The organism is Actinokineospora spheciospongiae, from assembly GCF_003182415.1.
Lineage (GTDB): Bacteria > Actinomycetota > Actinomycetes > Mycobacteriales > Pseudonocardiaceae > Actinokineospora > Actinokineospora spheciospongiae.
The window spans coordinates 471,680-489,921 of record NZ_QHCP01000003.1 but is presented as its reverse complement, the minus strand read 5'-3'; the positions used below and the strand labels follow the sequence as shown (position 1 = coordinate 489,921).

Sequence of the window (18,242 nt, the reverse complement as noted above, 5' to 3'; positions counted from 1 at the left end):
GATCCAGCAGATGACCACGTACGTCGCCGCGATCGACCAGGGCACCACCTCCACCCGCTGCATGATCTTCAGCCACGCGGGCGAGGTGGTCGCGGTCGACCAGCGCGAACACGAGCAGATCTTCCCCAGGGCGGGGTGGGTCGAGCACAACCCGGCCGAGGTGTGGGAGAACACCAGGGCGGTGGCCGCGGGCGCGCTGGCCAAGGCCGACCTGACCGCGGCCGACATCGCCGCGGTGGGCATCACCAACCAGCGCGAGACCGCGGTGGTGTGGGACCGCAAGACCGGCGAGCCGGTCCACAACGCCATCGTCTGGCAGGACACCCGCACCGACCGGATCGCCACCGAACTGGGCAACCTGGGCGGCGGCCAGGAGCGCTACCGGCAGAAGACGGGGCTGCCGCTGGCCACCTACTTCTCCGGCCCCAAGGTCAAGTGGATTCTCGACAACGTCGAGGGCGCCCGGGAGCGGGCCGAGGCGGGCGAGCTGCTGTTCGGCAACATGGACACCTGGGTGCTGTGGAACATGACCGGCGGCGTCGACGGCGGCCTGCACGTCACCGACCCCACCAACGCCTCCCGCACGCTGCTGATGGACCTGTCCACCCTGTCCTGGGACGCCGACATCGCCGCGGAGATGGGCATCCCGCTGTCGATGCTGCCGGAGATCCGCTCCTCCTCGGAGGTCTACGGCAAGGTGCGCGAGCGCGGCGCGCTGGCGGGCGTGCCCATCGCGGGCATCCTGGGCGACCAGCAGGCGGCCACCTTCGGCCAGGCCTGCCTGTCGCCGGGCGAGGCCAAGAACACCTACGGCACCGGCAACTTCGTGCTGCTCAACACCGGAACCGAGCAGGTGATGAGCGAGAACGGCCTGCTCACCACGGTCTGCTACAAGATCGGCGACAACGCCCCGGTGTACGCGCTGGAGGGCTCGATCGCGGTCACCGGCTCCCTGGTGCAGTGGATTCGCGACAACCTGGGCATGATCGGCAGCGCCGCCGAGATCGAGGACCACGCCCGCTCGGTGGACGACAACGGCGGCTGCTACTTCGTCCCCGCCTTCTCCGGGCTGTTCGCCCCCTACTGGCGCTCGGACGCGCGCGGCGCGATCGTCGGCCTCACCCGCTACATCAACAAGGGCCACCTGGCCCGCGCGGTCCTGGAGGCCACGGCCTACCAGAGCCGCGAGGTGATCGAGGCGATGAACGCCGACTCCGGCGTCCCCCTCAAGTCGCTGAAGGTCGACGGCGGGATGGTGGTCAACGAGCTGCTGATGCAGTTCCAGGCCGACATCCTGGGCGTGCCGGTCATCCGCCCGGTGGTTGCGGAGACCACCGCCCTCGGCGCCGCCTACGCCGCGGGCCTCGCGGTCGGCTTCTGGGCGGGCGAGGACGACATCCGCAACAACTGGGCCAAGGACAAGGAGTGGACCCCGTCGCTGGACGAGGCGGAGCGGGAGAAGACCTTCACGAAGTGGAAGAAGGCCGTCACCCGCACCTTCGACTGGGTCGAGGACGACGACTGACCGTCAGCGCAGGACCGCCTCGACGACGCTCAGGGCGATGAGGGCCAGGGTCAGCACGATGCTCACGACGAGGGCCGCGGTGGCCGAGGCCCGGTCGCCCATCGCGCCCTTCCTGGCCTTCACCACACCGATGATCGAAAACACCAGGCCCGCGATCCAGCACAGCGAGCCCAGCGCGGACAAGGTGTCACCGAGGCGGATCACCAGGCCCAGCAGCACCAGGAGCGCGCTCGCACCGGAGAGCCCGAGCGAGGTGAAAGCGTGGGTGTTGCGCGGCAGCGGCACCGGCGGCCCGCCCGGGTACTGGCCGTGGGGCTGCGGCGAGCCACCCGGGTGCCTGCCGTGGAACTGCGGCGGGCCGTACTGCTGCGGCGGGTACCCGGGCGGCGGCTGCTGCTGCGGGTGACCGCCCGGCGGCGGGTGGCCGGGCGGCGGGAATCCGGGCTGCGGCTGACCACCGGGCTGCTGCGGGAAACCCGGCTGCGGGAAGCCACCCGACTGCGGGTACCCAGGCGGCGGGTGGCCACCCTGTTGGGGTGGTCCCTGGGGGTGGCCCGGCTGGGGGAAGATCCCGGCTGGTGGGACACCCGGGTACTGGCCGGGGTGGGGCTGGTTCACAGGTTCGCTCTCCGGTGCCGTGGGGCTTTCACCGGATGATCGCGCACCGTGGTGGGAACGTGAGGGGCGGGACGCGAACCGGACCTAGAGGCGCACGAGAACGTTCACCAGGATCAGGACCAGGATCACCAGCACGGCCAGGATGCTCACGGCGAAGGCGGCGATGGCCAGCGTCTTGTTGCCCATGGCGCCCTTGTTCGCCTTCACCAGGCCGATGCTGGAGAACACCACGCCCACGGGCAGGAGGGCGAGGGTGAAGACCGTCGAGACCGGCAGGAGGAGCAGGAACACCATCCCCAGCCCGGTGCACCCGAGCCCGACGAACGCGTGGACGTTGACCGGGGCGGGCATCGGACCACCCGGGTACCGGCCGTACTGCTGCGGGTGGCCGGGCCCCCACTGCGGCGGGTACTGCGGCCCGCCCTGGGGGAAGTGACCGGGCTGCGGCGGGTACCCGGGCTGCGGCTGGCCACCGGGCTGCTGCGGGAAACCCGGCTGCGGGAAGCCGCCCGACTGCGGGTACCCCGGCGGCGGCGGATACCCCGGCGGTGGGTAGGCGCCCTGCGGGGGCGGCCCCTGCGGGTGGCCCGGCTGGGGGAAGGGGCCCGACTGGGGTGGGACACCCGGGTACTGGCCGGGGTGGGGCTGGTTCACAGGTTCGCTCTCCGGTGCCGTGGGGCTTTCACCGGATGATCGCGCACCGTGGCGGGAACGTGAGGGGTGGGTGTCGGGGCGGCGGGAGGGCCGCCGCCCCGGACGGCGCCCGGGTGGGCCGCCTAGACGGAGGCGAACACCGAGGCGACCGCGATGATCACGATGACGTCGATGGCGAGGCCGATGACGCCGCAGACCAGGCCCGCGACGGCGAGGCCCTTGTTGGTCGCCTGGCCCTTGTTGGCCTTGGAGATGCCGACGCCGGACAGGGAGACGCCGATGATGCACAGGATGAGGCCGACGATGCCGAGCCAACTGAAGAGCAGGCCGAGCAGGCCGGTGACGAAGCCCGCGGTGCCGATGCCGTTCTGCGGCGGCACCATCTGGTGGTAGCCCATCATCGGGGCGGCCATCTGCGGCGGGGCCTGCGGGTAGGCCTGCGCCGGGAAGGGCTCGGAGTAGGCCTGCACGGGGTGGGGCTCCGCGTACGGCTGCGCGGGGAACGGCTCCGAGTGGGCTTGGGCCGGGAACGGCTCCGAGTGGGCTTGGGCCGGGAACGGCTCCGAGTGGGGCTGGGCGGGGGTCGAGTCCGGGTGCGGGTGGCTCATGGTGGGCGCCTCTCTGCTGGTGGTTCGCTACCATCAGTCGCGAGAGTGGCGCCCTGCGTTACGGCGCTGCTCCGGTCGGGTGGCGGTGATCGTCCACTTCATCGGCATCCGGGGCGCAGCGTTTCACGCTCAGACACGCTCTTCGGGACCTGGCCGATCCCCCCACAGCGCGGGCAGAAATCGCGGCGGTTCGGGGCGAGGCCCGATCCCAGGCACTCCGGGCACTCCGACCGAGCAGACATGGTGGCCTCCAGCACGACCTGTGGCGCAACAGGACCACTATGAGTACCGCTTCCATCCGGTGGTGACCAGACTAGTCGATCTCTTTCACCCGATCTTGCTAAAAATGGCAACTCTCGGCGACGGTCAGCCGATCCACAACAACACAGTGTCGCCCCCGGCCGCCGCCGCGGTGAACAGCTCAACCAGTCCCCGGTAGGCGCCGCCGAGGTAGGCGAGGTCCTCTTCCGGGTCCTCCCAGGCCATCGGGTAGACGCCCGCACCGGTGAGTTCCGCCGGGTCGAAGTGGGCGGCGAGCAGGTCGAACGGCGTCGCCGACAGGTGCGCGGCGATGGCCGCGACTCGGGTGGGCGGGAACTGCAGCACCGCTTCCTCCGGTGCGGTCCCGGGCGGTCCCGCCAGTTCCGCGCCGCCGAACACCGGGTCCACCGGCGCACCCGAGCGCTCCAGCAGGAACTGGACGCCGTGCCAGGCCTTGTCCGTGTCGAGGACCCGGTCGGCGTACGCCGGGTCGTGGAACAGGCCGAGCACCCAGCCGCGGTCGGACCGGGCGCGGTCGACGTCCGGCGCGGGCAGGCGGACGTAGTGGCCGATCATCCCCATGGGTCAGTCCAGGTCGTCGTGGCGCATGAGCTGGCGGCCCGCCTCGGTGATCGACCCCGACAGCGACGGGTAGACCGAGAAGGTCAGCGCCAGGTCGTCCACCGTCAACTGGTTCTGCACGGCCAGCGCGATGGGCAGGATCAGCTCGCTCGCCCGCGGCGCCACGATCACCCCGCCGATGACCACCCCGGTGGCCGGGCGGCAGAACAGCTTCACGAAGCCGCGGCGCAGGCCCTCCATCTTGGCCCTGGCGTTGGTGGCCAGCGGCAGCATGACGGTGCGCGCGGGGACCGTGCCCGCGTCGATGGCCTGCTGGTTGATGCCGACGGTGGCGATCTCCGGGTGGGTGAACACGTTCGCCGCGACGGTCTTGAGCTTGATCGGGGCCACCCCCTCGCCGAGCGCGTGCCACATGGCGATGCGGCCCTGCATGGCCGCGACGGACGCCAGCATGAGCACGCCGGTGCAGTCGCCCGCCGCGTAGACGCCGGGGACGCCGGTCCGCGAGACCCGGTCGACCTTGAGGAAGCCGCCGTCGCCCGGGGCGAGGCCGATCTTGTCCAGGCCGATGTCGTCGGTGTTGGGGATGGACCCGACGGTCATCAGCGCGTGGCTGCCCCGCACGACCTCGCCGCCCTTGAGGTGCACGGTGACCCCGGTGCCGTCGCGGTCGATGCGCTCCGCGCGGGCGTGCTTGACCAGGGTGGTGCCGCGCTCGGCGAACACGTCCTCCAGCACCGCGGCGGCGTCGGCGTCCTCGTGCGGCAGCACCCGGTCGCGGCTGGAGATGACGGTGACCTTCACGCCCATCTCGATGAACGCGGAGGCGAACTCGGCGCCGGTGACCCCGGAGCCGACCACCACCAGGTGCTCGGGCAGTTCCTCCAGGTCGTAGATCTGGCGCCAGTCCAGCACCCGCTTGCCGTCCGGCTCCGCGCCGGGGATGACCCGGGGGGTGGCCCCGGTGGCGACCAGCACCACGTCGGCCTCGACCACCTCGGACTCGCCGCGGGACTCGATGCGCACCCGGTGGCTGGCCATGCCGGTGTGCGGGTCGCAGAAGCGGGCCTCCCCGTGCACCACCCGCACGCCCTCGCGCTGCACCCGGTTGCGGACGTCGGCGGACTGCGCCAGCGCCAGGCCGCGGACCCGGCCGCGGACGACCGGCAGGTGCACGGTGGAGTCCACGTCGTCCACGCCGATGCCGAGTTCGTCGGCGCCGCGGAAGGCGACCCGGGCGCTGGCGGAGGCGATGAAGGTCTTCGACGGCACGCAGTCGTAGAGCACGCAGGCGCCGCCGAGGCCCTCGCGCTCGACCACGGTGACCTCTGCCCCGTGCTGCGCGGCGACCAAGGCGGCCTCATAACCGGCCGGACCCCCACCCATGATCACGATCCGGGTCACCAGGTCCTCCTTCGCACGTGCTGACAAAAACGGCGCTGACGTCCGCGAACACCATATGCGGGCGGTCGCGGGGCCGCGGCGGGTGGCCGCGAAATGGTGATCCACCGCGCGGCTGCCTGGCGTTCGGCGCCATCGTCGCTAGGCTGTCGGCGTGCCGCTCTACGCCGCCTACGGGTCGAACATGGACCCGGGCCAGATGATGGAACGTGCCCCGCACTCGCCGATGGCGGGCACCGGCTGGCTGGTGGGCTGGCGGCTGACCTTCGGCGGTGAGGACATCGGCTGGGAGGGCGCGCTGGCCACCATCGTCGAGGACCCGGACTCGCAGGTGTTCGTCGTGCTCTACGACGTCACCGACGACGAGCAGGACCTGGACCGGTGGGAGGGCTCCGAGCTGGGGCTGCACTCCAAGATCCGGTTGCGGGTGCAGACGTTGGAGGGGTCGGTGCTGGCCTGGCTGTACGTGCTGGCCGCCTACGAGGGCGGTCTGCCCTCGGCCCGCTACCTGGGCGTGATGGCCGACGCGGCGGAGGCCGCCGGGGCGCCCGCGGACTACGTGGCCGACCTGCGCATCCGACCGTGCAGCGGGATCGGTCCCGCCACGAGCTGACACAACCCAGGGCGAGGGTCGCACGTCTTGTCGGGTATGAGACGAAACGCCTTCCGCATCGCCCTGGTGGCCGCGACCGCCGCCGCCGCCGCGCTCTTACCCGCCACCACCGCCACCGCGGCGACCCCGTACTGCGGGATCACCTGGGGTTCCGGGCCGAAGGACGCCCCGGCCACCGCGTACGGGCCGCTGACCGGTGTCCGCGCGGGCACCCAGCCGTGCTTCGACCGCCTGGTGCTCGACGTGAGCGCCACCAGCGGCTACCACGTCAGGTACGTGCCGGAGGTCTTCGAGGACCCCACCGGCAACCCGGTCCCCCTGCGCGGTGGCGCCTTCCTCCAGGTCGTCGCGGAGAACCCGGCGTACGACGACGCCGGGAACCCCACCTACCTCCCGGCGAACCGAGCCGAGCTGGTGGACGCGACCGGCCTGCCGACGCTGCGGCAGGTGGCGTGGGCGGGCTCGTTCGAGGGCCAGACCGGCCTCGGCGTGGGTGTCCGCGCGCGGCTGCCGTTCCGGGTGCTGGTGCTCAGCGACCCGCCTCGGCTCGTGGTGGACGTCGCCCACCAGTGGTGACCGCCCGGGCGGAACGGCTCAGGCGAGCGCCGCCAGCGCGGTGTGCGTCATCACCCGCACGCCGGTGAGCAGGGCGCGCTCGTCGAGCTGGAACGTGGGCTGGTGCAGGTCGCGCATCGGGCCCTCGCCCGGCCAGACGCCCAGGCGCATGAACGAGCCCGCACGGTGCTGCAGGTACCAGCCGAAGTCCTCGCCGCCGCTGGACTGGTTGGTGGTGGTGAGCGCCCCCTCGCCGAGGGCGGCGACGACGGCGTTGTCCAGGATCTCGGTGCTGTCCGCGTCGTTGAGCACCGGCGGGACGCCGCGGCGGTGGTGCAGGTCGTAGCCGACGCCGGTGGGCACCAGCAGCGACTGCACCAGGCCCGCGACCAGCGGTTCCAGCTCGGCCCAGATCGAGTGGTCGCCGGTGCGCAGGGTGCCGCGCAGCAGGCCCTCGCGCGGGACGGCGTTGGGCGCCTCGCCGGCGTGCACCGCGCCCCACACCAGGACGGTGCCGGAGCGGGGGTCGACGCGGCGCGACAGCAGCGCGGGCAGGCCGGTGATGACCGTGCCGAGGGCGTGCACCAGGTCGGCGGTGAGGTGCGGGCGGGAGGTGTGGCCGCCGGGGGAGGTGAGGTGCAGCTCCAGCAGGTCCGTCGCGGAGGTGATGGCGCCGACCCGGGTGCCGACCCTGCCGACCTCCAGCCTCGGGTCGCAGTGCAGGCCGAAGATCCGGTCGACGCCGTCGAGGCCGCCCGCGTCGATGACCTCCAGGGCGCCGCCGGGCATGACCTCCTCGGCGGGCTGGAAGATCAGCCGGATGCGGCCGGGCAGCTCCGGCGCGCTCGCCAGCGCCAGCGCGGTGGCCAGCAGGATCGTGGTGTGCGCGTCGTGGCCGCAGGCGTGGCAGGCGCCGGGCTCGGTGGCCGCGTGCGGCAGGCCGGTGGCCTCGGTCATCGGCAGCGCGTCCATGTCGGCGCGCAGCGCGACGCAGCGCCCGCCGGTGCCGATGTCGCAGACCAGGCCGGTGCCGCCGGGCAGGACCTGCGGTTGCAGGCCCGCCGACTTGAGCAGGCCCGCGACCAGTTCGGTGGTGGCGAACTCCTGCCGGGACAGCTCCGGGTTGGCGTGCAGGTGGCGGAACCAGGCGAGCACGTCGCCGGAGTTGGCGGCCAGCCACCCGTCGAGCCAGTCGGGGCCGCGGCCCGCTCCGAGATCCTCCACAGGGGGCATACTGACCCCACTCGGGGAGATCAGCACAGCGGGATCACCTCCCGGTGTCCCGGAGTCGTCGTCCGCGGGCAGGTCGGGGCGCGAGTACAGCACGGTCACGCGATCCCTCCGACGGTGTACTGGGCTTGGGCTGCGGTGTCCATCGGGGACGATCCTGCCCCATCCGGTCCGGGCACCGTGTCCTCGCCCACCCCGGCGCGGTCCGCGGTCCGCGCGCTGCGCCGAGCGGGCGACCGGCTTCGGTGAGACCGAATTCGATGATCAAGTCGACCGGGCGTCCGCTGAGCCGAACCGCCGCTACTTCTTCTTGGCCCGCTTCCGGTTGCCGTAGATGACGATGCCGAGCAGCACCACCGCGACCGCGCCGATGATCAGGTTGTTGCGGGTCTTGGCCGTGTCGGCCTCGCTGGGCGCGTCGATCACCGGTCCGGCCGGGGCGGTCGTCGTCGTCGGCGGCTGGGCGAGGGCGCTCGCACCGGCGGGCGCGGCGCCGAGCAGGAACACGACGAACACCGCGAGCAGCAGCTTGGTCGCGCGGACGGCCATGGGGGCCTGCCTCCAGGGTCGGGAGCGTAACGGGACGACCACCAGGTTAGTCGGACCGCTCACGCTCCGCGAAGGCCGAAAGGATCTTCTGCGCGGCCAGGGTGGCGGTCAGTTCGCCGTCGCGCACCCGCCGTTCGACCGACGGGGTGAGCGCGCGGACCGCCGGGTGCTCACGCAGCCGCGACAGCAGGGTGTCGTGGACCATCGACCAGGTCCAGTCGACCTGCTGGGTGCGCCGCTTCTCGGCCAGCTCACCGGACCCGTCGAGGACCTCGTGGTGCTGCTCGACCTGCTCCCACAGCGTGTCCAGCCCCAGGTTCTCCTGGCCGCTGCACGTCAGCACCGGCGGTGTCCAGGTGGCCTCCGGCGAGCGCAGCAGCCGCAGCGCCCCGGCCAGCTCGCGGGCCGCCTTCTGCGCGTCGCGGGCGTGCTCGCCGTCGGCCTTGTTGACCGCGATGACGTCGGCCAGCTCCAGCACGCCCTTCTTGATGCCCTGGAGCTGGTCGCCGGTGCGGGCGAGGGTGAGGAACAGGAAGCAGTCGACCATGTTGGCCACGGTCGTCTCCGACTGCCCGACGCCGACGGTCTCCACCAGCACGGTGTCGAAGCCCGCCGCCTCCATCAGCACGATGGTCTCGCGGGTGGCCTGGGCGACGCCGCCGAGCGTGCCGGAGGTGGGCGAGGGGCGGACGAAGGCGGCCGGGTCCACCGCCAGCCGCTGCATCCTGGTCTTGTCGCCCAGGATGCTGCCGCCGGTCCGGGTCGAGGACGGGTCGACGGCCAGCACCGCGACCCGCCTGCCCGCGCCGGTCAGGTTGGTGCCGAGCGCGTCGATGAAGGTCGACTTGCCGACGCCGGGGACCCCGGTGATGCCGACCCGGTGCGCGCCGCCCGCGTGCGGGAGCAGCTCGACGAGCAGCTCCTGGGCGAGCGCGCGGTGGTCGGCCCGCCGGGACTCCACCAGGGTGATGGCCCGCGACAGCAGGGCCCTGTCCCCGGCCAGCACGCCCTTGACCAGCGAATCCAGGTTGGGCAGCCTAGCCAAGCTCGTACCCGTGCTGATCGCCGAGCTTGCGCAGCAGCTCGGCGGCGGCGTCGGCGATCACGGTGCCCGGCGGGAAGATCGCCGCCGCGCCCGCGGCCCGCAGCTCGTCGAAGTCCTGCGGCGGGATGACCCCGCCGACGACGATCATGATGTCGTCGCGGCCCAGCCCGGCCAGCTCCTCGCGCAGCGCGGGCACCAGCGTCAGGTGCCCGGCGGCGAGGGAGTTGACCCCGACGATGTGCACGTCGGCCTCGACGGCCTGGCGCGCGACCTCGCCGGGGGTGGAGAACAGCGGGCCCACGTCGACGTCGAAGCCGAGGTCGGCGAACGCGGTGGCGATCACCTTCTGGCCGCGGTCGTGCCCGTCCTGGCCCATCTTGGCGACCAGGATGCGCGGGCGGCGCCCCTCGGCCTCGGCGAACGCGTCCACGACCGCCCGCGCACCGTCCACGTTGGACACCCCGGCTCCCACCTCGTCCCGGTAGACGCCGGAGATCGTGCGGATCTGCGCGGCGTGGCGGCCCCAGACCTTGCCCAGCGCCTCGGAGATCTCCCCGACGGTGGCCTTGGCGCGGGCCGCGTCGATGGCCAGCTCCAGCAGGTTGCCGTCGGCGTCGGCGGCCCGGGTGAGCGCGTCGAGCCTGCCCTGCACCGCGTCGTTGTCGCGCTCCTCGCGCAGCCGCCGCAGCTTCTCGAGCTGCTGGGCGCGCACCCCGGCGTTGTCCACCTTGAGCACGTCGATCTGCTCGTCTTCGTCCACGCGGTACTTGTTGACGCCGATGACCGGCTGGCGACCGGAGTCGATGCGCGCCTGGGTGCGCGCGGCGGCCTCCTCGATCCGCAGCTTGGGGATGCCCGCGTCGATGGCCTGCGCCATGCCGCCCGCGGCCTCCACCTCGCTGATGTGGCCCCACGCCTTGCGGGCCAGGTCGTAGGTCAGCCGCTCGACGAACGAGCTGCCGCCCCACGGGTCGATCACCCGGGTGGTGCCGGACTCCTGCTGCAGCAGGAGCTGGGTGTTGCGGGCGATGCGCGCGGAGAAGTCCGTCGGCAGCGCCAGCGCCTCGTCGAGGGCGTTGGTGTGCAGCGACTGGGTGTGCCCCTGGGTGGCGGCCATGGCCTCGACGCAGGTGCGGATGACGTTGTTGTAGACGTCCTGGGCGGTCAGCGACCAGCCGGAGGTCTGGCAGTGCGTGCGCAGGCTCAGCGACTTCGACGACTTCGGCTCGAACTGCTTGACCAGCTTGGCCCACAGCAGCCGGGCCGCGCGCATCTTGGCGACCTCCATGAAGAAGTTCATGCCGATCGCCCAGAAGAACGACAGCCGCGGCGCGAACCGGTCCACGTCCAGCCCGGCCTCGCGACCCGCCCGGATGTACTCCACGCCGTCGGCCAGGGTGTAGGCCAGCTCCAGGTCGGCGGTCGCCCCGGCCTCCTGCATGTGGTAGCCGGAGATGGAGATGGAGTTGTACTTCGGCATGTGCTGGGAGGTGAAGGAGAAGATGTCGGAGATGATCCGCATCGACGGCCGCGGCGGGTAGATGTAGGTGTTGCGGACCATGAACTCCTTGAGGATGTCGTTCTGGATGGTCCCCGCGAGCTTGTCCGGCGTCACCCCCTGCTCCTCGGCCGCGACGACGTAGAGCGCCAGCACCGGCAGCACCGCGCCGTTCATGGTCATCGAAACGGACATCTTGTCCAGCGGGATGCCGTCGAAGAGCTGGCGCATGTCGTAGATGGAGTCGATGGCCACGCCCGCCATGCCCACGTCGCCGGCCACCCGGGGGTGGTCGGAGTCGTAGCCGCGGTGGGTGGCCAGGTCGAAGGCAACCGACAGCCCCTTCTGACCGGCGGCGAGGTTGCGCCGGTAGAAGGCGTTGGACTCCTCGGCGGTGGAGAACCCGGCGTACTGGCGGATGGTCCACGGCTGGTTGACGTACATCGTCGGGTACGGCCCGCGCAGGTACGGGGCGATGCCCGGGTAGGTGCCCAGGAAGTCCAGGCCCGCGGTGTCCTCGGCGGTGTAGACCGGCTTGACGCCGATGCCCTCCGGGGTCTCCCAGGCCAGGGCGTCGGCGCCCTTGCCGGTGGACTCGTCGAGCGCCTTCTGCCAGTCGGCCGGGGTCGGGGAGACCGGCTCGCCGAGGTCGACGGCGGAGAAATCGGGGATGCTCATGCGGGGACTCCCAACGTCTCCAGCGTGGTGCGCAGCACCGTCAGCGCGTCGCAGCCGGTGAACACGAAATCGTCCACACCGGAGCGCAGGTGCTCGTCGGACGGCTTGCCCGCCAGCAGCAACCGGGTGGCGTCGCCGCGCAGCGCCTCGATCACCGGGCCTGCCAGCTCGGTGTAGGACCTGTCTGATCCGCAGAGGCAGGCGATGGTGGCGCCGCTCTCGGCGAAGCGGGCGGCGGCGGTCTCCGCGTCGGAGATCACCCCGCCGGTCACGGTCTCGACGCCGCCCGCCTGGAACAGGTTGGCGGCGAACCCGGCGCGCGCGTTGTGCGCGGCGACCGGGCCGAGCGTGGCGAGGAAGACCCTGGGGCGGGCGCCGGTCTCGGCGAGGACCCGGTCGGAGCGGTCGCGCAGCTCCTCGTAGGCCTCGGCGTAGCGGACCGCGGGCAGGCCGCCGCCGGGCTCGGCCGGTTCCGGGGTGCGGACCACGGCCTTCTCGGCGAGGTTCGGGAACTCGCTGACCCCGGTGATCGCGTCCGCCCGGGTGGCCAGGTTGGCCGAGCGGGCCGCCCAGGTGGCCGCGAGCCGGTCGCCGACCAGGCCGGAGTCCAGGGCGGCGACGATCCCGCCCGCGCGCTCGATCTCGGTGAACCAGGACCACGCGGCCTTGGCCAGCTCGTCGGAGAGCCGCTCCACGTACCAGGAGCCGCCCGCCGGGTCGATCACACCGGCCAGTTTGGACTCCTCCAGCAGCACCGACTGGGTGTTGCGGGCGATGCGCCTGGCGAAGGCGTCGGGCAGGCCGAGCGCGGCGTCGAACGGGAGCACGGTGACCGCGTCCGCGCCGCCGACCCCCGCGCCGAAGCAGGCCAGCGTGCTGCGCAGCATGTTCACCCACGGGTCGCGGCGGGTCTGCATGGCCGGGCTGCCGACCGCGTGCTGGCGCTGCGCGGCCGCTCCCGCCGAGATGCCGCTGACCTCGGCGACCCTGGCCCACAACCGGCGCGCGGCGCGCAGCTTGGCGATGGTGAGGAACTGGTCGGCGGTGGCGGCGTAGCGGAACTCCAGCCGGGCCGCGGCGGTGTCGACGTCGAGCCCGGCCTCGGTCAGCGCCCGCAGGTAGGCGACGCCGGAGGCGAGCGCGGCGCCGAGTTCCTCCGCGTCCGACCCGCCCGCGCGGTGGTACGGGGTGCCGTCGACGGTGATGGCCCGCAGCAGCGGGTGCCGGGCGGTGTCGGCGGCCAGCGCGGCGGCGTCGCCGAGCAGGTCGGCGCCGGAGCCGGTGCGCGCGTGCAGGCCGATCGGGTCGGCGCCGAGGTTGCCCTTGACCTCGCTGGCCGGGATGCCCTTGTCGGTGTGCACCCGCAGCAGTTCCCCGGCGGCGGCGCGGAAGTCCGCCCCCGCCTCCAGGGTGACCGGGGCCAGGTCCAGGTAGACCTCGGAGAGCACGTCGCCGAGGGAGGCGATCGGCAGGCCGGACCCGCCGAGCACCAGCCACAGCGAGGTGACGCCGTTCTCCAGGTCCGACAGCACGGCCTTCGCGGTGGCCGCCGGGTCCGGGTCGGCGTGCCGCTGGCGCACGTCCCACCCGCCCGCGACGTTCCCCTCCGGACGGCCGCCGCGGGTGAACGGCGGCAGACCGGGGAACCCGGCGGGCGGAGCGGTGTCCTCGGCGGTGTAGAGCGGGGCGAGCGTCACACCGTCGTAGGTGCGGGTGGACAGCAGCGACTCGACCGACTCGTCGAAGCCCTCCGGCACCGCGTTCGACTTGCGCAGGACGCCCGCGACGAGCTCCTGCCACTGCTCTCGGGCGGCCTCGGCGAACTCACCGGCCAGCGTCAGCTCGTCCGGCTCGGCCCGCGGCGCGGAGGGGGGTGTCATGACCCGCAATGCTACGGAAACCGGTGCTCAACACCAGGTGGCAACGCTGTGAACCTGGTCGCGGTTGACAAACGCCTGGTGTGGTGCGGTTCGTGAGCACCCCTTTGTCACGGGCGCACACTTCCCGCCCCGGCCGGGCGCCGGGTGCTCCACAATGGGCCGCGTGGCGGAGAACGAGGGTGAGCGGCTGATCGCGGGCCGCTACCGGCTGGGCGGCCTGCTCGGCCAAGGGTCGATGGGCACGGTGTGGGCGGCCTACGACGAGTTCCTCCGCCGCAACGTGGCCGTCAAGGAGGTGCGGCTGCCGCCGGGGATGCCCGCCCGCGAGGCCGACGAGCTGCGCGAGCGGACCCTGCGCGAGGCGCGGGCCATCGCCGTGGTGTCGCACCCGAACGTGGTCACCCTGCACGACGTCGCCCAGGAGGACGGCGAGCCGTTCGTGGTGATGGAGTACGTGCCCTCGGTCAGCCTGGCCGAGCTGCTGCGCGACCACGGCCCGATGGGCACCGCGCGGGCCGCGGTGGTCGGCGACGCGGTCGCCGCCGGGTTGCAGGCCGCGCACGAGGCCGGGATCACCCACCGCGACGTCAAGCCGGGCAACGTCCTGGTCGGACCGGACGGGCGGGTCAAGCTCACCGACTTCGGCATCGCCCGCAACGTCTCCGAGCGCACGCTGACCAAGTCCGGGGTGATGCTCGGCTCACCGGCCTACATCGCCCCGGAGATCGCCGCGGGCGGGAACGTCACCCCGCGCGCGGACCTGTGGGGGCTGGGCGCCACCCTGTTCGCCGCGGTCGACGGGCACGCCCCGTACGACCCGGACGGGCAGGTCGTGGCCACCCTGGCCGCGGTGGTCGACGGCGAGGTGCCGCAACCGGAGTACGACGGCCCGCTGCGCGAGGTGATCACCGGGCTGATGGTGAAGGACCCGGCCGCCCGGCTGCCGCTGGACCGGGTCCGCGAGCTGCTGCACCCGCTGCTGCCCGGCCCCGGCGACCGGGTGTTCGACGAGCTGGCCATCCCGGTGCGGGAGCTGGAGCGGCCCACGGTGGTCACCGAGCCGGTCGGGGCGCCGACCCCGCAGAGCGAGGTGAGCGCCCCGCTGGCGGCGGTGCCGGGCCCGCTGCCGTTCGAGGGCACCCCGAGGCGCGGGCACCGGGGGTTGGCCGCGACGGTCGCGCTCGGCGCGGTCGCGGCGGTGCTGTTCGCGGCGGCGGCGACGGGCGGGTTCACCCTGGTCCGGGTGGCGGGCGGGGCCCCGCTCGCGCCACCGGTGACGACCACCTCGACGGTGCCCGCGCCCACGGCGCCGGTCCGGCAGCTCGTGCCGCGCGCCGCCGACGCCTCACCGCTGGCGGGCACCCAGGGCGCGGCGTTCTCCGTGCCGGTGCCGGAGGGCTGGGTCAAGTTCGTCGAACCGCGCCGCACCACCGGACTGCCGGACAGCACCCGGGTGCACTGGGTCTCCCCCGACGGCGGGTCCCAGGTGACGGTGGAGCGCTACGCGGGCTTCTCCGGCGAGAGCACGCTGCCGGAGTACCTGCGGGCACTGGCCGGGCAGAGCCCCGGCTATCAGCTCGTCGGCGGACCGCAACCGGACGGGGAGGGCCCGCGGCAGGTCACCTACCGCACCGCCGACAGCGCCCAGGGCACCCGGACCGCGCCGAGCGCGGCACCGCTGATCCGGTCGAACTTCGCCTCCCTGGTCACGGTCGGCGCGGACCTGTGGGTGGTCGGCGTGTCGGTGCCGATCGAGCAGGAGGACTCGGGTCAGCGGATGCTGTTCACCCAGGTCGCCCCGGGCTTCAAGGTCACCGGCTGAACCGCGGTTCCCGCCACCGCGGGCGGCGGCCCACCTCAGACCAGGGCACCCACGCCCGCTCCCAGCACCTCGTCCGCTTCCGCCGACCGGTGCCAGTGCGCTCCCGGGTCGTCGAACGCGTCCTGGTAGTCCGGGCCCGCGATGGGCCGGGCGGCGAGCAGTTCCTCCGGCAGGTCGAAGGCGTCGACCATGGTCCGGGCGGGTCCGACGAGGTCGGCGATGGCGTCCTCGACCAGGTCGGGCAGGGTGTGGACCTGCTCGGGGTCCAGGTCGCCCGCGGCGAGCAGGGTTCCGCTGTGCGCCTGGAGGCGGCGCAGGCTGAACAGCCGGTGCGCCGAGTGCAGCACGCGGGCGGCGGTCGGGTCGGCGGCGCGCTGGGCCCACCCCAGCAGGGCGGCGGCTGCGAGGCGCTCGGCGCGCGCGGTCACCGCCGCGAGGGCGTGCGGCGCGGCGGCGTTCCAGCGGCGCAGGCCGCCCGCGGTCGCACCGCGCAGCCGCGTGCGACCGGTGGCGAGCAGGCGGCGCTCGACCGCGTGCAGCAACCACCCGAGGTGGTCGGGGTCGTCGAGGTGGCGGGCGCCCGCCGGGCGGGGCGGGTCGGCGGCCGCGAGCAGGAGTTCGGCGCCCGCCTTGGCCCACAGGGCGGTGTTGTCGCCCTCGGCGGTGATCGCGCCGTCCAGGTCGGCGGCGAGGGCGCTGAGGCCGTTGACCGGCAGCAGCCCCTGCGCCCCGCAGCGCTCGCGGCACTCGGTGGCCACGGCGCGGGCCTGCCAGGTCGTCCAGCCCTTGGTGATGGCGACCAGCCGCTCGGCGTCGGCGGTGTCCTCGGCGTCGGCCGGGTCGTGGTCCGCCCACCGCAGCACGGCGGTCCGGTGCAGCGCGGTCATGGCGTAGCAGGTGACCAGGGCCTCGACCAGCGGGCCGTGGTGGCTGCGGTGCTCCCAGACCGGCGTGCGGGTGCCCGCGCGGGCACCCGCGACGTGGCGGTGCCCGCTGTAGCGGATGGCGACGGTCACCGCCGTGCGGGCCGTGCCGAGCGCGCAGGCGCTCATGCACAGCTTGCCGGTGGTGACCCGGCCGATGCTCGCGAGGAAGCGCTTGCGGCTGCTGCCCAGGGAGCTGGTGAACCGGCCGCGGGCGTCCAGCCTGCCGTGCGCGCCGGTCAGCAGGGCGGAGCCCGGCAGCCGGACCCGGTCGAACGAGGTCAGGCAGTGGTCGACCGGGCTGCCGGGGCGCGCGGGCAGGGGGCGGACGGTGACGCCGGGCAGCGTGCCCCCGGCGTCGCTCAGCGGGACCAGGAACAGGAAGACGCCGCGGTCCTCGCCGCCCGCCAGCAGGCGGGCCGCGACGACCGCGCTCTTGGGGCCGCCCGCGGGACCGGTGTTGGGCATGAACTTCTGCGCGGCGGCGCCGGGGGTGTGCAGGGTGAACGCGCCGGTGTCCGCGTCGTGGGTGGCGGTGGTCTCCAACCGGGCGGCGTCGTTGCCGTGGCCCAGTTCGGTGCACAGGAAGGTGCCGATCCGCTCCATCGGGGCGAACTCGTGCGGCGACCGCCGCTCGTGCCGGTCGTGGTCGAGCAGGCTGCCCAGGAACAGGTTGTAATGGATGCCCGCGACGACGGTCAGCGGCCCGTTCGCTGCGGCGATCCACTCGTGCATGGCGGCCAGCCCGCGCGGGTTCCCCGCCAGCGCGACCGGGTCGACCTCGCGGTTGAGCAGGCGGAGCTGGTCGTAGGTCGCCGCGGTCTGCTCGGCCGCGGTGCCCCGGCGGTCCTGGTGCAGGCGCGGGTCGGCCACGAGGCGGCGCCAGAACCCGTGCTCCGCCCCCGCGTCCCCATCGAACAACAGGCGCGTCAGCTCACGGCGGTGGCGGTCCATGCCGTGGTCCCCTTCCCCGTGGGCCGGTCGCGCCGCTGATCCGGCGCGGTGTGGACCGGTCGTCCTGGACGATCATCGGCGGAGCGCGCACGACGTTGCGCGATCGGCATGAAGATCACCCGAAGGTGCGGTTTCACGGGCGGGGCGACGGAGCCGCCGGGACCGGTGGCCGGGCGCGGCTAGGGCTCGGGGTAGCGCTTGAGGGCCTCGTTGACCTGGGCCAGGCGGCGCAGGGCGGCGAGGGCGGAGTCGCCGAGGACGATGCCGACGACCACGCTCTCCAGCCGCTCGTCGAGGCTGGCGGCGCCGTCGAGGTAGTCCAGGTCGGACTCGGCGACCGCGGCGCAGGCGGCGGCGTAGCGGGGCAGCACCTCGACCAGCCGCTCGTGGCCCAGTGATCCGGCGGTGACCAGCACGCCCACCAGGGCCTGGGCCGCCGGGTGGTCGGGTGGGCAGTTCCAGCCGAGGGTGTCGATCAGGGTGGCCACCGCTTCCTCGGCGGCGGCGCGGGCGGGGTCGTCGGTGGGTGGTGGGGACCGGAAGACCGCGAGCTGCACGGTGCCGAGGGTCTTGCCGACGGCGGGGTCCGGGGCGTCGACGGTCTCCAGCACGTCGCGCACCGCGGCGATCGACAGGCCGCCCACGTCGACCAGGGCGCGCACCAGGCGCAGCCGGTGCACGTGGGTGTCGTCGTAGCTGGCCTGGTTGGGACTGGTGCGCTCGCCGGGGGGCAGCACGCCTTCGCGCAGGTAGTACTTGATCGTCGCCACGGCGACCCCGCTGCGCCTGCTCAGTTCCGCGATCCGCACGTCTCTCCGCTCCGGTTGCCCCTTGACACGGATAGTG

Annotated in this window: 17 protein-coding genes; 5 read left to right on the top strand and 12 right to left on the bottom strand. The window is 73.5% G+C overall.

Going from position 1 to position 18,242, the window contains the following annotated elements:
- Positions 1-10: 10 nt before the first annotated feature.
- Positions 11-1,525: a glycerol kinase GlpK gene (glpK, locus tag DFQ13_RS09840; RefSeq protein ID WP_035284750.1), complete on the top strand. Its 1,515-nt coding sequence runs from the start codon at positions 11-13 to the stop codon at positions 1,523-1,525.
- Between the two features lie 3 nt (positions 1,526-1,528).
- Here glpK and DFQ13_RS09835 read toward each other — a convergent pair whose 3' ends face one another.
- Positions 1,529-1,810 (bottom strand): hypothetical protein, encoded by a 282-nt coding sequence (locus tag DFQ13_RS09835; RefSeq protein WP_110079552.1) that lies wholly within the window; start codon positions 1,808-1,810, stop codon positions 1,529-1,531.
- Positions 1,811-1,834: 24 nt separating this feature from the next.
- Here DFQ13_RS09835 and DFQ13_RS09830 point away from each other — a divergent pair, with 24 nt between their 5' ends.
- Positions 1,835-2,182, top strand: a complete 348-nt coding sequence (locus DFQ13_RS09830) for a hypothetical protein (RefSeq protein ID WP_146241184.1) — start codon at positions 1,835-1,837, stop codon at positions 2,180-2,182.
- A 45-nt stretch (positions 2,183-2,227) separates the two neighbouring features.
- Here the strand turns inward: DFQ13_RS09830 and DFQ13_RS33690 are convergent, their stop codons facing one another.
- The 4 genes from DFQ13_RS33690 to DFQ13_RS09810 all read right to left on the bottom strand — a co-directional run bounded on the left by DFQ13_RS33690 (position 2,228) and on the right by DFQ13_RS09810 (position 5,652).
- Positions 2,228-2,797: a hypothetical protein gene (locus tag DFQ13_RS33690; protein ID WP_110079550.1), complete on the bottom strand. Its 570-nt coding sequence runs from the start codon at positions 2,795-2,797 to the stop codon at positions 2,228-2,230.
- Between the two features lie 122 nt (positions 2,798-2,919).
- Positions 2,920-3,405 carry a DUF4190 domain-containing protein gene (locus DFQ13_RS09820; protein ID WP_110079549.1) on the bottom strand — a complete coding sequence of 162 codons (486 nt, stop codon included), beginning with the start codon at positions 3,403-3,405 and terminating at the stop codon, positions 2,920-2,922.
- Between the two features lie 366 nt (positions 3,406-3,771).
- Positions 3,772-4,248 carry a YfbM family protein gene (locus DFQ13_RS09815; RefSeq protein WP_110079548.1) on the bottom strand — a complete coding sequence of 159 codons (477 nt, stop codon included), beginning with the start codon at positions 4,246-4,248 and terminating at the stop codon, positions 3,772-3,774.
- Positions 4,249-4,251: 3 nt separating this feature from the next.
- The gene (locus tag DFQ13_RS09810; RefSeq protein WP_110079547.1) at positions 4,252-5,652 is read right to left on the bottom strand and encodes an NAD(P)H-quinone dehydrogenase; all 1,401 of its coding nucleotides are present in this window, start codon (positions 5,650-5,652) and stop codon (positions 4,252-4,254) included.
- 151 nt (positions 5,653-5,803) lie between these two features.
- Between DFQ13_RS09810 and DFQ13_RS09805 the strand changes: the two genes are divergently transcribed.
- Positions 5,804-6,262 (top strand): gamma-glutamylcyclotransferase, encoded by a 459-nt coding sequence (locus DFQ13_RS09805; protein WP_035284736.1) that lies wholly within the window; start codon positions 5,804-5,806, stop codon positions 6,260-6,262.
- A gap of 36 nt (positions 6,263-6,298) precedes the next feature.
- Positions 6,299-6,838: an AMIN-like domain-containing (lipo)protein gene (locus DFQ13_RS09800; RefSeq protein ID WP_219994345.1), complete on the top strand. Its 540-nt coding sequence runs from the start codon at positions 6,299-6,301 to the stop codon at positions 6,836-6,838.
- 18 nt (positions 6,839-6,856) lie between these two features.
- On the opposite strand, the gene DFQ13_RS09795 is transcribed toward DFQ13_RS09800, so the two are convergent.
- From DFQ13_RS09795 to DFQ13_RS09775, 5 genes are all read right to left on the bottom strand, one after another.
- Positions 6,857-8,149 carry an amidohydrolase gene (locus tag DFQ13_RS09795; protein ID WP_181399905.1) on the bottom strand — a complete coding sequence of 431 codons (1,293 nt, stop codon included), beginning with the start codon at positions 8,147-8,149 and terminating at the stop codon, positions 6,857-6,859.
- A 198-nt stretch (positions 8,150-8,347) separates the two neighbouring features.
- Positions 8,348-8,596, bottom strand: coding sequence for a hypothetical protein (locus DFQ13_RS09790; protein WP_035284729.1), 249 nt, complete (start codon positions 8,594-8,596; stop codon positions 8,348-8,350).
- 46 nt (positions 8,597-8,642) lie between these two features.
- Positions 8,643-9,641 (bottom strand): methylmalonyl Co-A mutase-associated GTPase MeaB, encoded by a 999-nt coding sequence (gene meaB / locus DFQ13_RS09785; RefSeq protein ID WP_110079546.1) that lies wholly within the window; start codon positions 9,639-9,641, stop codon positions 8,643-8,645.
- Positions 9,634-11,817 (bottom strand): methylmalonyl-CoA mutase, encoded by a 2,184-nt coding sequence (gene scpA, locus DFQ13_RS09780; protein ID WP_110079545.1) that lies wholly within the window; start codon positions 11,815-11,817, stop codon positions 9,634-9,636. The genes meaB and scpA overlap by 8 nt, the downstream gene beginning before the upstream one ends.
- Positions 11,814-13,697: a methylmalonyl-CoA mutase family protein gene (locus tag DFQ13_RS09775; RefSeq protein ID WP_110079544.1), complete on the bottom strand. Its 1,884-nt coding sequence runs from the start codon at positions 13,695-13,697 to the stop codon at positions 11,814-11,816. Before DFQ13_RS09775 ends, scpA begins: the two co-directional genes overlap by 4 nt.
- 154 nt (positions 13,698-13,851) lie before the next feature.
- Between DFQ13_RS09775 and DFQ13_RS09770 the strand changes: the two genes are divergently transcribed.
- Positions 13,852-15,519, top strand: a complete 1,668-nt coding sequence (locus DFQ13_RS09770) for a serine/threonine-protein kinase (protein ID WP_110079543.1) — start codon at positions 13,852-13,854, stop codon at positions 15,517-15,519.
- A 35-nt stretch (positions 15,520-15,554) separates the two neighbouring features.
- Here DFQ13_RS09770 and DFQ13_RS09765 read toward each other — a convergent pair whose 3' ends face one another.
- Together DFQ13_RS09765 and DFQ13_RS09760 are read right to left on the bottom strand one after the other, a co-directional pair.
- Entirely contained in the window at positions 15,555-17,396 is a 1,842-nt protein-coding gene (locus tag DFQ13_RS09765) for an acyl-CoA dehydrogenase family protein (RefSeq protein ID WP_110079542.1), read from the bottom strand.
- Positions 17,397-17,575: 179 nt separating this feature from the next.
- Complete coding sequence (locus DFQ13_RS09760) at positions 17,576-18,205, bottom strand: MerR family transcriptional regulator (RefSeq protein ID WP_110079541.1); 630 nt, start codon at positions 18,203-18,205, stop codon at positions 17,576-17,578.
- Positions 18,206-18,242 lie beyond the last annotated feature (37 nt).

Coding starts and splice junctions, on each gene's coding strand:
- glpK (WP_035284750.1), top strand. CDS start 11: ATGACCACGTACGTCGCCGCGATCGACCAGGGCACCACCTCCACCCGC.
- DFQ13_RS09820 (WP_110079549.1), bottom strand. CDS start 3,405: ATGAGCCACCCGCACCCGGACTCGACCCCCGCCCAGCCCCACTCGGAG.
- DFQ13_RS09815 (WP_110079548.1), bottom strand. CDS start 4,248: ATGGGGATGATCGGCCACTACGTCCGCCTGCCCGCGCCGGACGTCGAC.
- DFQ13_RS09800 (WP_219994345.1), top strand. CDS start 6,299: ATGAGACGAAACGCCTTCCGCATCGCCCTGGTGGCCGCGACCGCCGCC.
- DFQ13_RS09790 (WP_035284729.1), bottom strand. CDS start 8,596: ATGGCCGTCCGCGCGACCAAGCTGCTGCTCGCGGTGTTCGTCGTGTTC.
- scpA (WP_110079545.1), bottom strand. CDS start 11,817: ATGAGCATCCCCGATTTCTCCGCCGTCGACCTCGGCGAGCCGGTCTCC.
- DFQ13_RS09775 (WP_110079544.1), bottom strand. CDS start 13,697: ATGACACCCCCCTCCGCGCCGCGGGCCGAGCCGGACGAGCTGACGCTG.
- DFQ13_RS09770 (WP_110079543.1), top strand. CDS start 13,852: ATGGGCCGCGTGGCGGAGAACGAGGGTGAGCGGCTGATCGCGGGCCGC.
- DFQ13_RS09765 (WP_110079542.1), bottom strand. CDS start 17,396: ATGGACCGCCACCGCCGTGAGCTGACGCGCCTGTTGTTCGATGGGGAC.